The following is a 16,144-nucleotide window of genomic DNA, read 5'->3' on the forward strand; positions in this document are numbered from 1 at the left end:
AAAGGCCTTCATGTCCGCCGTCGTCTCCTCATCACCGTCCCCGGGTCACTGCGTACCGCCCCCGAAGACCGTACTTGTGGTGGACGACGACCCCGAAGTGCGGGCGGCGCTCGCGGACGCTCTGGCTGTCGAGGGCTACGAGGTGCGGGAAGCCGAAGACGGGTTGAAGGCATTGAGCGCCCTGGCCGCCGACCCCCCCGATGCCGTCGTGCTGGACGTGGCCATGCCTGTGTTGGACGGGCTGTCGGTGTGCCGGAGGCTGCGGGGCCTCGGAGACCGTACGCCCGTTCTGGTGCTCACCGCGCTCGACGAGATCAGTGAGCGGGTGGCCGGACTCGACGCCGGAGCCGACGACTATCTGGTCAAGCCTTTCGCCCTGGACGAGCTGCTGGCCCGGATACGGGCCCTGCTGCGGCGCGCCGCTCCCGCAGGGGCGGAGGACGACAACACGGCGGAGGTGATGTCCTTCGCCGACCTGACCGTGGACGTGGCCCACCGCACGGGAGTGCGTGGCGGGCGGCGGATGGAGTTCACCCGCACCGAGTTCGCCCTGCTGGAGGTCCTTCTCCGGCACCCGGGCCAGGTACTGCCGCGGGAGATGATCCAGGAACGGGTCTGGGGCACCGAGTTCGCTGCGGACTCCAACTCGCTGGCGGTGTACATCGGTTATCTGCGCCGCAAGCTCGAGGCCGATGGTGCCCCGCGCCTGGTGCACACGGTGCACGGCGTCGGCTACGAGCTGGCCCAGCGATGACGACGTCACGTCCTGCGCGTCTCGCACGATCGCTCGGCATGCTCCTGCACCGGGTGCGGCCGGGCCGCCCGCTGCTGCGCACCCGTGTCGCACTCATCTCGTCGGCAGCCGTGGCGCTGGTCGCGGTGGGAGTGTGCGCGGCCGCGTACATCGTGATCCGCTACGAACTGGTGCGTCAACTCGACCTCCAGCTCACCCAGCAGGCCACGCTCGTCACCCGGGAGAACCGCGACGGCACCACCGGAACCCTCTACGGCGAATGCGCCTGGCTCGCGGCCCCGGCGTGCGCACAGGTCGTCACCGTCGACAGCGGTTCCGCGGGAGACAACCCGGCGGTCGGCAGGGCTCCGGTCCTCCCGGTCACCGACGCCACGCGCCAGGTCGCCGCCGGCTCCCGAACCGCGTACTACAGCAACATCGCTGTGCGCGGGCACCGAATGCGGATGCTCACCACCCCCGTGCACGGCCATCGCGCGCTGCAACTGGCGATCCGCTCCGACACGGTGGACCACGGCGTGCGCCAGGCGGGAATGCTGCTCGCCGGGGCGGGCGCGGCAGGGGCGCTGCTCGCCGCCGGGCTCGGCCATCTCGCCATGCGGCGGGCGCTGGTTCCCGTCAGCCGACTCACCGCCACTGCCGAGCAGATCGCCGCCACCCGCGACACCGCACTCCGGATCGAGCTGTCGGAGACGGCGGGCCGGCGCCACGACGAGATCACCAGTCTCGCCGCCAGCTTCAACACCATGCTGGGTGAGCTGGAGCAATCCATCGCCGCTCAGCGGCGACTGGTCGCCGACGCCTCCCACGAACTGCGCACGCCACTCACCGCGCTGCGGACCAATGCCGAGCTGCTGGCCCGTGCCGACCGCCTCTCCGAAGCCCAACGCGACCGGGCCTCGGCAGCGCTCGGCGGGCAGTTGCGCGAGGTGACCGGGCTGGTCAACGACCTTATCGAGCTCGCCCGTGACGAAGAGCCACAGGCACTGGTCGAGCCGCTGCGTCTGGACCGCCTGGTGGCGCGCTGCGTTCAGGAAGCCGGTGCGCACTGGCCGGAAACCCCGTTCAGCATGGATCTGGCAGAGCATGCTCTTGTCGGCGTCCCCGCCCGACTGGCGCGGCTGCTGACCAATCTGCTGGACAACGCGGCCAAGTTCAGCCCTCCCGGCGCCCCTGTCGAAGTCCGGCTGATCGTCGACGGTGACGCCGCCGAACTCACCGTCCGTGACCACGGCCCGGGCATCTCAGCCGAGGACCTTCCGCATGTCTTCGACCGTTTCTACCGTTCGCGTCAGGCGCGCGCACTGCCCGGCTCGGGTCTGGGCCTGGCCATGGCACGGCAGATCGCCCGCGCCCATGGTGCCGAGCTGACCGCGCATACCGCACCGGACGGCGGCGCCAGCTTCAGACTGCGCGTCCCGCACAAACGGAGCGGTGCGGAGCCGACCGCCGAGCCGTCCCGGTGAGGCCACGGCCCGCGCTCTCCCTTCCGTCGCATACCAGCCTGAGTGGAAGGCCCGGCGCCCATACCGGCCCGCGCTCGGGGCCGGGCACCCGTGAGCGCCCTGAGGAGGACTCTTATGAGTGTTCTTATCAGCGCTCGTTATCAACGTCCCATGCAACGCAAACACTTCACGAGGACCCGCATGACGGCGGCGGCGGTGCTGGCGTGCTCGGTCTCCTGTCTCGCCCTCGCGACCACCACCCTGGCTTCCACCACACACTCCGGGAACAACCCGCCACGGCCGGTCGTCACGAGCGACCACCGTGTCCTGATCGAGGTGGGGGGCGGAACCGCCACCATCGACACCGCCTCACTGCGTGTCACGGCCGACACGGGAGGCGGAACAGTGGAGCTGTCCGCCCCCGCCACGACCGCCCCGGGCAGGCCCGGCGCCGTGATCACCTCACCTGGCACCGCCCGCTGGAACTACCCCGACACCGGGCTGGACGTCACCGCCCGGGCCGGCGAGAACGGCCGGCTCGTGCTGTCGGTGAAGGCCACCGGCAAGGCTGCAGGAGGCGGCGCCCGCAGTCTGTCGTGGCCCGTGACCGGAGCGGACCCGGCGGCCCGGGCCGTCCAACTGCCCCGCGGGGAGGGCCTGTCCATCCCGGTGACCGACCACTTCTGGAACTCGTCGGACGCGCAGCTCACCGACACCGATCTCGCCATGGAGTCGGACCTGTCGATGCCGCTGTGGGGATACACCTTCCGAGGTCACCAGGGCGTGAGCTACCTCGTCCCCAGCGACATCGGCACCACTCTCCGCGTCACCTCCGACCACGGCCGGCTGCGCACCGCGGCAACACACCACTTCTCGCAGGGCGACGGGACCACCGAATACACCGTGGCCCTCTCGCTCACCGACGGCTCCCCGGTCGCCGCCGCACGCGACTACCGCGCGTGGATGACGGAGCAGGGACAGTACACCAGCCTGCGGGACAAGATCCGGGACAATCCGGCCAACGCCAAACTCCTCGGTGCCTTCCACGCCTACCTGTGGGGCGACGCCCGCAGGGCCGACTTCGCACGACGGCTGCAGGCTCTGGGCATCGACCGCATGTGGCTGGGCTACGACGCCGACGGACACCCCATGGACGCCGCCGCCACCAGCGCCGCGAAGAAGGCGGGGTACCTCGTGGGCCCCTACGACTCCTTCGCCAACGGGCAGAACCCGGCAACCTCAGACGCCGCCACCTCCGTCTGGCCCCGCCGGGTATACCCCGACTTCTGCGTCCGCGGCGCCGACGGCGCACCGGTACCCGGCTTCCACGACCGCGGCTGCTACCTCAGCTCCGAGGCCCTCGAGAAGTCCGAGCCCGGGCACCACTACCTTGCCGACCGCACACGTGAGATGACCCGCAACGGCGCCGACAGCTACTTCCTCGACGTCGACGCGGCCGGTGAGCTCTTCCGGGACCACAGCCCCGGCCACGCCATGACAAAGGCACGTGACCGCGCCAACCGGCTCGCCCGTATGAAGCGGATCAGCAAGGACGGACGCCTCGTTCTGGGCTCGGAGTCCGCCGGGTCCTGGGCCAGTCAGGTACTCGCCTTCGACCACGGCTCGGCCACCCCGGTGGCCGACGGGCTGTGGGCCGCGCAGCGCGACAAGCAGACCTGGGGAGGCTACGCCCCCGCCGACGCACCTCGCGTCTTCTTCAAACCTGCCGAACTGCCCGCGAACGTCGCCAAGGCGATGTACGACCCGGTCTACCGGGTCCCGCTGTACGAGACTGCGCTGCACGACTCAGTGGTCAACGCCGAACGCTGGGAACTGTCCTACGACAAGCTGCCCCGCCAGAAGTCCACCCGTGCCCTCCTCGCGATGCTCTACAACACCCCCCTCAACTTCGTGCTCGGAGGTGACTCGCTCCAGCAGCACGGCAGCGAACTCGCCGCGCTCCAGAAGTACTTCTCGCCGCTGCACCGGGCCGCCGGAACCCGGCCGATGACCGACTTCCGCACTCTCACCGAGGACAGCACCGTGCAACGTACCGTCTTCGGCCCCAACACCCTCGTCGTGACAGCCAACTTCGGGACCACCGTGTACAAGGGACTGCCGGCCGGCTGTGTGGACGCGAAGCTGCGCGGTGACTCCGCACCACGCCGGCTCTGCCCGGCGGACATCAACCGCTAGTCGCGGTGACGGGGAGTGTTCGCCGGGTTGGTGTTCGGCGCCCTGCACGGGGTGGAGGGCTTCGCGAAAGCCGGTCTCGACGAAGTCCACGGCCGACTTCGCGGCTCGCGCATTCCGAGAGCAGAGCGGGGGGTGCATCAGGAACGACAAGTGGGGCCGCGAGTGTGATCTTGCTCGGCAGCTCGACGGATGCGTGGTTCAAGATCCGTAGCCTGCGATGACATCCCCTGTCTCGTTGCAGGACGTCCATTACCCGCCCGGCCCAGCCGCAGTACCGGGCTGGGCACCGGTTCGGCGGGCACTGGCTTCGGCGGCGGCCACGTCACACCCGTGTGCCGTCCGCCCGGCCCGTCCGCCGAGCGGGTGACCGCACGACCGGCGGCGCAGCCGTGGTCGACCGGATGAATGTCCCGACCACGGGCGGCGCGCCGCCACCGGATGACAGGAGCACCGTACCGATGGCAGATCCATGACCGCAGGGCCGGAGTTGCGGTGCGGATCCGGTACCCGCAGGCTGTATCTGGCAAGCGACCTTGATGACGCAAAGAGGTGATCGGGTTGCAGGACCATTCGCGCCCGGTCAGCCCTCCGCAACGTTGGTGTGGGTGACGCGTGCCGCCCGATGGGCCGGTATCCCGGTGAGTCCGGTCGTGATTCTCCAACGACCGGGCCGGTACAGGAAGTCAGACGGACGGGAACCGGCTCCCCCATCCCCGTCGAACCCCGGAGCAGATGTCCGGAGTACTTCACTGCGGTGCGCGCTGCGGATTCCCCGCTCGATCCGTGGTGTCCGCTGACCGTCCGGTCTGCAGTGGCCCAAATGGTCGACGTATACGACCACCGGTTGCCACCGCCCGCCACCAGCGATGAGGAGCCACAGATTATGGGTGGAAAGCAGAAGACACTCGCCGTACTGATCGGAACCGCGCTGGCAGCCGGACTCACCAGCCCGGCCTTCGGGTCCACCGCCCCCGACGCCGCTCAATCGCCGACCGTACGCACCGCCGCCCCGGGCTCGGGGATGTCGGTCGTGGACTGGAACCGCGAGCTCATCACCATCCTCAGCGATCCGAAGGCGCAACCGTCCACCGTCCACCCCACGCGCAGCTTCGCGCTCCTGCAGGCCGCCGAGTACGACGCGGTGGAATCGATCACCCGGGTCGGCCCCGCCTACCTGTTCACGGTGTCGGCGCCGCGAGGTGCCCGCGCGGATGCCGCAGCGGACCAGGCAGCCCACGATGTGCTGGTCGCCCTGTACCCGGCCAAACGCGCAAGCGTGGACCAGCGGCTGAGCAGCCAGTTGTCCGCGATTCCCAACGGCCCGGGCAAACGGACGGGCATGAGCGTGGGAGCCGCGGTCGCCCGCCGTCTGATAAGCCTGCGGTCCCGGGATGGTTCCGCGGCCAAGCCGCCGCCGTTCAGCCCCGGCAACAAGGTCGGTGACTACCGGCGCACGCCACCCGACTTCCCCGCTCCGGTGTTCACCAACTGGGGTTCGGTCAAGCCGTTCGTCCTGGCAAGCGGCAGCCAGTTCCGTCCGGCTGCGCCGTCGGCGGTGAGCACCGCCGCGTACGCCACCGCCCTGAACGAGGTCAAGGGCCTGGGGAACAAGACCAGCACCACCCGCACTCCCGATCAGACCGCGGCCGCGAAGTTCTGGGCGGCAGCGCCCGTCTGGAACGTCTGGAACCAGGTCGCACAGAGCCTTGTCACCTCCCAGAACGCAAGCCTGGAGCAGGCGGTGAAGGTCTTCGCCGGGCTCGATCTGTCCCTCGCCGACACCGCGATCGCCATGTACGACGCCAAGTACGCCTACCGCGTATGGCGACCCGTGACCGCCATACGTCTCGGTGGTACGCACTACAACCCGGGCATCGTCGGCGATCCCAACTGGACCCCCCTGCTGCCGACCGCACCGGATCCGTCCTACCCCGGCGCTCACGGCGCTCTCAGCCAGGCGGCGGCAACGACGCTCGCCGGGTTCTACGGTGCGAAGCACCCTCTCGCGGTGACGTCGAAGGGCGTCACCCGGACCTTCGCCGGGTTCCAGGACGCCGCCACCGAGGCGTGGCTCAGCCGGATCTGGTCCGGCCAGCACACCTCCCTCGACAACCGCGCCGGTCAGCAACTCGGGACGCAGGTGGCCGATTTCGTGGCACACCATCTCTGACCGCCCGCATCCGCGCGGCCACGCTCGGGCAGGGAGGGGGCGCTGGTCGAGGCGCGCCGACGGAAGAACCGTTGCCGACTATGTCGAGTGGGCAGCAAGCGTCTCCACGGCTGCCGCGACGTCGCGCGGATTGGAGATCATGGTCAGGTGGCGGGCTCCGGGGATGAGCGTAGGTGGCGGTGCACCGATGCGTCGCGCGGTCTCCTGCGGGGTTTGCGCGCTGAACACGTCGTCCCGCGCACCGAACACGACCGCCTTGGGGATGGGTACGGCCGCGAGCCGCGCCACCTGGTCGGCGGGTAGGCCGGGCACGCCTTGGGCCAGCATGCTCCACAGTGCGGCCTCGGCGCCCGGCACCTGAAGCGGCCGACGCCACTGGTTCAGCCCGGATGCATTCAGGGGCGGGCAGCCCGGCCCGCACTGGGCGTTGTACAGGGAGCGGATCAGCCGGTCGGAGCTGAGCCCGAGCCGCAGCAGGCTGGTGCGGTAGGGATCGATCAGCACGTATTTGAAAGCCGGCGGCGGACCGGCGCCGGTGTCGAGGGCGTCCCCGTCGAGCAGCATCACATGCCCGATCCGCTCCGGAGCGCGCAGCGCCGCCTCCGCGGCCACGGCCGCTCCGCTGGAATGCCCCACCAGTAGGGGGCGCTCGCCCGGCCCGCCGAGGTGCATGGCGTCTAGGAAGCCCAGAACCTGTTGGGCGAAGTGGCCCACGGTGTAGGGGCCGCGCCGCTCGCTGTAGCCGTTGCCCGTCAGGTCCAGCGCAAACACCCGGTGATCACGGGCGAGCAGCGGAGCGAGCCTCGACCAGGTGTCCACCGACTCGAAGGCACCGTGGATGAGGACGACCGGCGAGCCGGCCTCGCCCCACGTCTGGTAGCGGGTCCGGATGCCGGCCGCCTGGACGTATCTGAGACCTCCGGGAGGCGAGGCGCGTCGTGCAGTGACGGCGTTGTAGATGAATGACGCCGATGTGACGACCACCAGCAGGACGGCACCGCCCAGCGCCAGGCGTCGGAGCCACCGCCTGATCCACGGGCGGCGCGGTGAGGGTACGCCCTCCGCAGCACCGGACTCCGGTGGCGCGGAGTCAAGTGGCTCGGCCTGGGGGTCGGTACGCACGTCAGTCTCCTGTCTGTTCTGGCCGGTCATCACGACGGCCACCCGGTCACGGGTGGTGGTGGCGTTCGACGCGACGTCCCCGCATCCGGCCACGCCTCCAGGATCGCCCGTCGCAGGACCGATCTCATCCCCCGACAAGTGTCAGCGCGGGTACTCCGCGGGGAGTAGGGAGGCCGTCGCCCGCGCCTGCCACCACCGCACAGACGTATTCGCCCCCGGTACAGGCGCAGACCGATCGCCCCATACACTTCGTGCGATTCGCTGTTCGAGTACCGTTCTCCGTTTTCACCCGCGTGGACGTCACAGCTTCTCGGCGATTCGGGAGGCGATCAGCTCAAAGGTGACAGTGCCCTTCGGGCCCGCGATGTGTGGCTCGTACGGCGGCACCGTGGCCCTCCGCTCGATGAAACGCGGGCCGATCCGTGTCAGCGGAAGCAGCGTCCAGCACACGGGCGCCCAGTGTGTGACCAGCGCGACGGGTATTGACAAACCATCCAGTGCATGCCGATGGCCGTGAAGCTGACCAGGAACGCGACGTACTCCGTCAGGTGCACGCGCAGGAAATGCAGCACACCGGTGTTGCGCCCCCGCAGAGCCTCCCTGTCGGCCTCCCCGGTTGACCGTTTCCTGTGAACGTGCCTGCAGCCCGGAGGTTTCCCCGGGCCGGGCCCCACTGGGCAACGGGAAACCCGTCGATCTCGGGTTGTCACGCGACCACCATGGAGCCGTCAGCACCAAGCACGCCCTGTCTCAAGGCAGGAGAGCGCAAAGGGGAAGAAATATGCGCAAGATCGTCCGCGGCGCCGCGGCGTTCGCGACTGCAGCGGCCGCCGTGATCGCTCTGGGGGGAGCGGCCCAGGCCAAGCCGGCGGGGGACTGGGCCGGCTGCCCGTCCGGCGCGGTCTGCATCTACCCGCAGAACCAGAACCCGGCCGCCTCGCCCAGCCAGATCTTCTACAGTTACGGCGCCCACAACCTGAGCAACCAGTACGGGTGGCACTGGGTCCTCAACAACCAGTACGGGGGCGCGACCGCCAGCCTTTGCACTGGCTACAACGGTACGGGCTGTGGAGCTCCCTTCGCCCAGCAGACAGGCGTCTGGGCCGATCTGACACCGGTCAACTCCATCACCCTCAACCGGCCGTAACCAATGGCGAACGCGACCTCCGGAACCGCCCCGCGCGGTTCCGGAGGTTCGTGTTTCCGCCACTTACGGGTGAAAGGCTTGGCTGCACGTCTCGTCCGGAAAGTAACCTGGGCACCCGCCGTCTCACGGCAACGGCACGCAATGCCATGGGGGATGCCTTGGGGGAGCCGCAGCAAGGACCGGGACGTGACAACGGCAGCGAGCGCGAACAGGCGGCGACGACCACGCCGTCCTTCGCCGTCCAGCTCAGACGGCTGAGACGACAACGCGGCCTGTCCCTGGCCGACCTGGCCCGGCAGACGCACTACAGCAAGGGCTATCTGAGCAAGATCGAGACGGGTGCGAAGCGGGCGACCGTCGATGTCGCCCGGCGCTGCGACCGGATACTCGAGGCTCACGGCCAGTTGCTCGCACTGGTGGAGACGGCGGTGGGCCGGGAGCGTGCCGATGGCAACGATGTCAGCGAGCCCGTCTGCCCCTATCGCGGCCTCTCCGCGTTCACCGCGCAGGACGCGGCATGGTTCTTCGGCCGCGAACGAGCGACAGCCGCCCTTGTCGAGCGGGTCTTCCAGCGCATCGGAACCGGGCCCCTGATGCTGGTGGCCCCGTCCGGGGCGGGCAAGTCGTCCCTGCTCAGTGCCGGGCTCGTACCCTCTCTGCGGCGTCCCGGCGGCTTTCCCATGCCGGGCGCGGAACTCTGGCCCGTCGTGGCACTCACGCCCACCGCACACCCGTTGGAGGAGTTGCTGGAGCGTGCCGCGAAGGCGCTGTGCTGCGACCTCGGGATCACCGTGGCCGGACTCCGGGACAGGCCCCACGCGCTGCTGGAGGCGGCCCACTCGATGACGGACGCGACAGCGGAGGAGTCCGGCGCAGGGGGTCGTCGGCCGCCGGTCCGACCGGTGCTGCTGGTCGACCAGTTCGAGGAGTTGTTCACGCTCTGTGCCGACGAGGACGAACGACGAGCCTTCGTCCGGGTGTTGTGCGCTCTGGCGGCGCCTGCACCGGACGGCCCGGCGTACGACCCTGCCGTGGTCGTGCTGGGCGTCCGGGCGGACTTCTCCGGACGCTGCCTCGAGCTTCCCGAACTCGCATCGGTGTTCACCGACGGGCTCTTCGCACTGCCCCCGATGTCGGTCGCGGAGTTACGCGAGTCGGTCATCCGCCCCGCTGAACTCGCCGGCGTCACGCTCGAACCCGGCCTGGTGCCGTTGCTGCTGCGGGACGCCGGGCTGCGCGACGAGCCGGGTGCCTCCGTTCGGGCCGGGGCAGAGCTCCATGAGACCCCGTCCGGGGCGTTGCCTCTGGTGTCCCACGCACTGCTGGCCACCTGGCGGCACCGCGAGGACTCCACACTCACCGTCGCCGGATACGAGCGTGCCGGTGGCATCCGGGGCGCGGTCGCGCGTACCGCCGAGGAGGTGTTCGCCCAGCTTTATCCGGCCGAACAGAAGACGGTCCGGCGCATGCTGTCGCGGCTGGTGCACGTCTCCGACGACACCGGAGCGACCCGGCGCCGCACGAGCCGTTCCGCCCTGATGGAGCAGCTCGCCGACGCGGAGGACGCCGCCCGGGTCCTCGACGCCTTCGTCCGTGCCCGGCTGATCACCGTGGACCGCGACACGGTCGAGATCACCCACGAGGCGCTGCTGCACGCCTGGCCACGGCTGCGCGACTGGATCCACGAGGGCCGGGCCGGGCTCCTGATCCACCAGCAGCTCGCCCACGCCGCCGCGGATTGGGAACGGGAGGGCCGTGACGCCTCCGCCCTGTACCGGGGCACTCGGTTGGAGACTGCACTCACCCGGGCCGACGAACTGGACGGCGCAAGTCGCCTCAGCCCGCAGGAGGAGGCGTTCCTCAAGGCGAGCCAGGCCGAGGAAGAGGCACGGCAACGGCAGTCCCGGCGTCAGGAACGGCTGCGGCAGGGGCTGTTGGGCACACTCGTCGTCCTGCTCGGCCTCGCCCTCGCGGCAGGCGGCATCGCCTACCAGCAGCGCTCGGGTGCGCTGGCCCAGGAACGCGTATCGCGCTCACAGGCCCTCGCCCTGCAGTCCACCTCACTGGCCGGTGGTCAGCCCGAGGTGTCGATGCTGCTTGCGGTGGCGGCCTACCGCGCCCACCCGACGGCCGAGGCACGCGGCGCCCTCCTGAGCACCCAGGCCCAGCCGTTCGCAGCCCGGCTCGGTGGGCATGAAGGGCCGGTCAACGCCCTGGCTTTCGCACCGGACGACCAGTTGCTGGCGACAGCGAGTTCCGACGGCACGGTGATGCTGCGGCACCTGCCCGACGACCGCACCACGGCCACGCTCACCTTGCCCGGTCGGGTGAGGTCGGTCGCCTTCAGCCCCGACGGCCGTACGCTCGCGGCGAGTTCGACGGGCGGGCCCGTGCGGCTGTGGGACATGGCTCGCCACCGGACGCAAGCGGTACTGCCCGCACGGACCACGGGCGCCCGGGCTGTGACCTTCGACCCTCGTGGAGGGACGCTCGCCGTTGCGGGTGGCGACGGAACGGTGCAGCTGTGGGACACCGGACGCGACCACCGGGCGGTGGCGGCCCTCAGCGGCCACACCGGGGCCGCGACCGCCCTGGCGTACGCCCCTGACGGACGGACGCTCGCCTCGGCCGGTTCCGACACCACCGTACGGCTGTGGGACACCGACCGGGGGCGCCCGGTCGCCGTGCTGCGTGGCCATACCGACGAGGTACTGGGCATCGCGTTCTCGCCGGACGGCCACAGTCTGGCCACCGGAGGCGTCGACCGGACCGTACGGCTCTGGGACGCGGCCGCCCGTCGCACGACGGCGACGCTGACCGGCCACAACGACGACGTCAACGCGGTCGCCTACACACCCGACGGCGCGACCGTGGTCAGCGCGGGCGGTGACGGCACGACCAGGCTGTGGGACGCGCACAGCGGGCGCCCCACGGAGACGCTGGCCGGGCACACGGACTACGTGCTGGGCGTGGCCGTGAACAGCAGCGGGACGTTGTTGGCCACCGCGGGCTTCGACCAGTCGGTCGTGCTGTGGGACCTCAGGGGACGGGCGCTCGCGGCACCGCCGTTCACCGAGGTATCGCAGGCTGCGTACAGCCCGGACGGGAAACTGCTCGCGGCCGCCGACGCGGACCATACGGTACGTCTGTGGGACGTGGCCCTGAGGCGGCCGCTGGCCACGTTCACCGGCCATCGCGAGAGCGTCGTCTCGGTGGCGTTCGCCCCCGATGGGCGGACGTTGGCGTCGGCCGGCTCCGACGGTACGGTCCGCCTGTGGGACGTACCGGCCCGTCGCCCGCTCGGCACGCTGGCAGGCCACACCGGAAGCGTGTTCGCGGTGGCGTTCGCCCCCGATGGGCGGACGTTGGCGTCGGCCGGCTCCGACGGTACGGTCCGCCTGTGGGACGTACCGGCCCGTCGCCCGCTCGCCGTGCTCACCGGGCACACCGACTACGTCAACGACGTTGCCTTCAGCCCCGACGGACGCACCCTCGCCAGCGTCAGCGACGATCTGAGCGTACGGCTGTGGGACGTGGCCGCCCACCGCCAGACCGCCAGGCTCACCGGTCACACCGGTGCCGTGCGCGCGGTGGCCTTCAGCCCCGACGGGCACACACTTGCCAGCGGCGGCAACGACGGCACCGTACGCCTGTGGAATCCGGGCCGGAAGCGACTGGAGGCGTCCCTGACCGGCCACGCCGGATCAGTGCGCGGCATCGCCTTCTCACCGGACGGGCATCTGCTGGCGAGCAGCGGCAGCGACCGCACGGTGCGGCTGTGGGACGTGCGGGGACATAGAGCCTGGGCCGCCCTGACCGGCCACACCAACGCGGTGTGGGGCGTCACCTTCTCACCGGACGGGCGGACGGTGGCCAGCAGCAGCAACGACGGCACCGTCCGGCTGTGGGACCTGGACCTCGCCTCCCGGCAGACGCAGATATGCCGGCTGCTCGGAACCGTCGGCCGCCGTGCACGCGAGGTCCTCGCCCCTGGGCCCGCCGTGGCTCTTACGCAGACGTGCGCCCGCCCCTGAGTCCGGCGTGCCTGCCTGGCGGGCGGGGGTTTCCCCAAGGTTTCCCGTTGCCTTCCCGAAGAGGGCACCGCCCAGATGTCGACCGGCGCCACTGCCGGTCGGCAGCCTGGACTCCGATTCGGCGACCGCACATCGGCGTCCCGCGGCGTCCTCCGCGACCACGGAAGCCGCTTGGGACGACCACGAGTCCAGAACACAGAACGGGGGTACCGTCATGCATCGCAGGACCGGTCTCATTGGCGCACTCATCGGCCTACTGGCCTTTCTCACCTGGGCACCCACCTACTCCGCCCACGCCGCCGAGCGGCTGCCCGCCGGCACCGTCGCACCGCGGTCCGGCGAAGGGTGCGGTCCCCTGTCGCCGGGCGCCTCCGAGACAGCCGAACGTGCCATCGCCGCGGCCTGCGAGCAAGCCGCGGCGGGTGTCTGGTACACCTGGGGCGGCGGCCACGGGGCGCAGCCCGGCCCCACTTACGGGCAGATCGACCCGACCGACCCGGCCAGCGAACACGACCCCGAACGGCGCGGCTTCGACTGCTCGGGGCTGGTGCGCTACGCCTACGCCCAGGCCACCGGATCCGACATCCTCAACGGTGACGCCGGCGTCCAGTACTACACGCCCCGCGCCGCCGCTCGCTTCACGGCCGCTCAGGGCCTTGCCCCGCTGCTGCCCGGCGATCTGCTTGCCTGGGGTACCTCACAGGACCTGCATCACATCGCCCTGTACCTGGGCGCGGGCAAGATGGTCGAGGCCAAGCAGTCGGGCACCAAGGTGATGGTCAGTGACGTCCGCCTGAACGGCGACTACTTCGGTGCGCTCCGCGTCAACACCGGCCCTGTCACCGGCCACGTCTTCCAGACTTGGGGCACCGGCGTCTGGACGAAGGCCCAGCCGTCCTCACGGGCCGCCCGTGTGTACGCGCTTCCCGGCCCGACGACCGTCCGGGTCGACTGCCAGAAGCACGCCGAACTCGTCACCGCAGACGGATACTCCAATGACGCCTGGTCCTACCTGCCCGACTACCGAGCCTGGGTCACCAACATCTACATCCAGGGCCCGGCCTGGCTCGACGGCGTGCCGACGTGCACGTCCTGACCACGACACCACCTGAGGAAAACCCGGTCGTCCGCCTACGCACGGTGCCGTCCCGCACGCGTGCCGGCGCAGGGCCCCCGCGCGGGGGCCCTGCTGCGTGCGGCCGGCCGGTCAGAAGCTGTTTCAGAACCGGTGTTCTGTTACTGCCCGTAGCGGAGGGGCTGTAGCAGTGCCGTACGAGCAGGGCCTGGACGCAAGCCCTATCTGCGCCACAAGTTCAACCAGCAACCGCGCACAGAACCGCGCAGCGCCGACGAGGTACTTACCGCAGCGACGCGTCATCTGCCACCCGGAGCGGGGACTCCGGCTATGACGCCGCAGGTTGAGTCCTGCCTATGGGCGGCCAAGCATAGGAAGACCTCCACAGGATGCGCCGCCGGCCAGCGCCCATGGCTGATGGGACCGACGCCTCCGGAGCCGTGTGCGCAGGCACAAATCGTGCCGAGGGGCAGTTCGCATGAGGTGCGGAAGACCCCGCCACCCCTCAGGGCGCTGGATGCGGGGTCTTCGTGTATGTGCAGCCGGATGCCGCCGAGCGCAGCCCGATGACGGCTACTGGTGCAGCCGCGACGCGTCCCGGCAGGACTCGGAGCCCGAACAACGGGCGAGCGCGGTCAAGGTCTCGTGCAGGGCTTTCTCTTTCCCGTCGCTCGGACTGCCTGCGAGATTCTTAAGCTCAGCGGGATCGGCCTGCGTGTCGTAGTGTTCGCGTTCCCCGTCCGCGTACTCGACCCAGAGACTGTCCGCGGTCCGAAGCGCCTCGTACGTCGGCGGATTGCCGCTGTCCTTCGGAGCCGCGTCGGGATCGCCCGTGGACGTTCCGGGATGGTGATGCTCGACCAGAACGGACTCACGCCAGTCCTTCGGCGACGATCCGTGGAAGAGGTCGACAAGGCTGAGACCGTCCACGGCCGAGGGCGGCTTCAGCCCCGCGAGCTGCTGGAACGTCGGATTGAGATCGGTGTTCTGCACCAGCTGGGAGGCGGTCCGCCCCGCCGGCACATCCGGTCCCGTCACCATCATGGGGACGCGGATATCGGTGTCGAAAGCGGTCTGCTTGCCCGGCCGCAGCCGGTGCTCACCCATGTGGAAGCCGTTGTCCGAGCCGAAGACCAGATACGTGTCGTCCGCGAGCCCCTTCTCCTTCAGCACGTCCTCCAGGTGGCCGATCATCCGGTCGACGGCCTGAACCGAGCGGACCCGCTTGGCGAACTTGCGGTCGATCTGCGTCTTCTCCTTGTCGCTCAGGGGCTTGAGATCGGCCTGCCACTTCGGCGCCTGCGCGGGCAGCCGATCGTAGGCGGCGCTCCTGGGTGCCTTGAGCCCCGGGTAGCTGTTGGCGTCGCGGGGCGCGGGCGTGGAGGGCTCGTGCGGCGCGAAGGTGGCGAGTTCCAGCATGAACGGCTTGCCGTCCGCCGCCGAGGAACCGATGAAGGAGCCCGCCTTGGCGGACACCACGTCGGTCAGGTAGTCCTGCGGGTCATGGCCGTAGTGGACGACCCTGCCGTTCTCGTTGAGGTCGTAGTTGAACTCTGGATACCCGTTGCCGGCCACGTCCCATTCGTTCCAGCCCGGAGGCACGTACGGGTGATCGGTGCCGCTGGTGTCCTTCGGCTGGTAGCCGTTGAGGTACTTGCCCATGAAGCCGGTGCGGTAGCCGGCCTTCTGAAGAGCCGGCGCGTAGCACTTCTTCTCGTCGCCGTTCTTCATGAAGGCGCCGTAGCCTCCGTCGTCCCCGTTGTTGGTGAAGACCCCGGTGTTGTGGGGGTACTGCCCCGTGAGTATCGAGGAACGCGAGGGGCAGCAGAGCGAGTCGGTGACGAAGTAGTTCGAGAACGTCGTCCCCTGCTTGCTCATCTGCTGAACGTGCGGCATATACCGCACGAGATTCCAGGAGAGGTCGTCGGTGAGTACATAAATGATGTTGGGCTTGCGGCCCTGTTCAGAACTCCCCGCCAACGAGGATGCGGACGCCCCGACCGCCGCGCTCTTGCCGGGCGCTGCCGAGCACCCGACGAGCACCGCGGCGGCCACGGCAACCCACAGCAGGACCTGCCCTGCCGCACTCCTGCCTGGAGACGATCCGTGCATGCACTCTCAACTCCCACTAGTCTGCCGGTCGGTGGGCCAGCGAGAGTAAGAGCGCTTCTTGTGGATTCCTTGTGCCGAAGGGCCCAGCTCAT

The 16,144-nt window shown here is 69.9% G+C and carries 10 protein-coding genes; 7 read left to right on the forward strand and 3 right to left on the reverse strand.

Annotated features, from left to right (window positions below; translation table 11 throughout):
- The first annotated feature begins 10 nt into the window (after positions 1 to 10).
- The 4 genes from AAW14_RS04915 (at position 11) to AAW14_RS04930 (ending at position 6,562) form a co-directional block, all read left to right on the forward strand.
- Positions 11 to 754, forward strand: a complete 744-nt coding sequence (locus tag AAW14_RS04915; RefSeq protein ID WP_265560401.1) for a response regulator transcription factor — start codon at positions 11 to 13, stop codon at positions 752 to 754.
- A 38-nt stretch (positions 755 to 792) separates the two neighbouring features.
- Positions 793 to 2,217 carry a sensor histidine kinase gene (locus AAW14_RS04920; RefSeq protein ID WP_265560243.1) on the forward strand — a complete coding sequence of 475 codons (1,425 nt, stop codon included), beginning with the start codon at positions 793 to 795 and terminating at the stop codon, positions 2,215 to 2,217.
- A 150-nt stretch (positions 2,218 to 2,367) separates the two neighbouring features.
- Positions 2,368 to 4,392, forward strand: a complete 2,025-nt coding sequence (locus AAW14_RS04925; RefSeq protein WP_265560244.1) for a glycoside hydrolase — start codon at positions 2,368 to 2,370, stop codon at positions 4,390 to 4,392.
- Between the two features lie 883 nt (positions 4,393 to 5,275).
- Entirely contained in the window at positions 5,276 to 6,562 is a 1,287-nt protein-coding gene (locus tag AAW14_RS04930; RefSeq protein ID WP_265560246.1) for a vanadium-dependent haloperoxidase, read from the forward strand.
- A 78-nt stretch (positions 6,563 to 6,640) separates the two neighbouring features.
- Here the strand turns inward: AAW14_RS04930 and AAW14_RS04935 are convergent, their stop codons facing one another.
- Together AAW14_RS04935 and AAW14_RS04940 are read right to left on the reverse strand one after the other, a co-directional pair.
- On the reverse strand, positions 6,641 to 7,777 hold the full coding sequence (locus AAW14_RS04935; protein WP_265560247.1) for an alpha/beta fold hydrolase: 1,137 nt from the start codon (positions 7,775 to 7,777) through the stop codon (positions 6,641 to 6,643).
- Between the two features lie 207 nt (positions 7,778 to 7,984).
- Entirely contained in the window at positions 7,985 to 8,173 is a 189-nt protein-coding gene (locus AAW14_RS04940) for a hypothetical protein (RefSeq protein WP_265560248.1), read from the reverse strand.
- Positions 8,174 to 8,465: 292 nt separating this feature from the next.
- Between AAW14_RS04940 and AAW14_RS04945 the strand changes: the two genes are divergently transcribed.
- From AAW14_RS04945 to AAW14_RS04955, 3 genes are all read left to right on the forward strand, one after another.
- Entirely contained in the window at positions 8,466 to 8,831 is a 366-nt protein-coding gene (locus AAW14_RS04945) for a hypothetical protein (RefSeq protein ID WP_265560249.1), read from the forward strand.
- 158 nt (positions 8,832 to 8,989) lie between these two features.
- Positions 8,990 to 12,865: a helix-turn-helix domain-containing protein gene (locus AAW14_RS04950; RefSeq protein ID WP_265560250.1), complete on the forward strand. Its 3,876-nt coding sequence runs from the start codon at positions 8,990 to 8,992 to the stop codon at positions 12,863 to 12,865.
- Between the two features lie 214 nt (positions 12,866 to 13,079).
- Complete coding sequence (locus AAW14_RS04955) at positions 13,080 to 13,961, forward strand: NlpC/P60 family protein (RefSeq protein WP_265560251.1); 882 nt, start codon at positions 13,080 to 13,082, stop codon at positions 13,959 to 13,961.
- A gap of 552 nt (positions 13,962 to 14,513) precedes the next feature.
- Here AAW14_RS04955 and AAW14_RS04960 read toward each other — a convergent pair.
- Positions 14,514 to 16,052 (reverse strand): sulfatase, encoded by a 1,539-nt coding sequence (locus tag AAW14_RS04960; protein WP_265560252.1) that lies wholly within the window; start codon positions 16,050 to 16,052, stop codon positions 14,514 to 14,516.
- Positions 16,053 to 16,144 lie beyond the last annotated feature (92 nt).

This window comes from Streptomyces hygroscopicus (genome assembly GCF_026168105.1).
Lineage (GTDB): Bacteria > Actinomycetota > Actinomycetes > Streptomycetales > Streptomycetaceae > Streptomyces > Streptomyces hygroscopicus_D.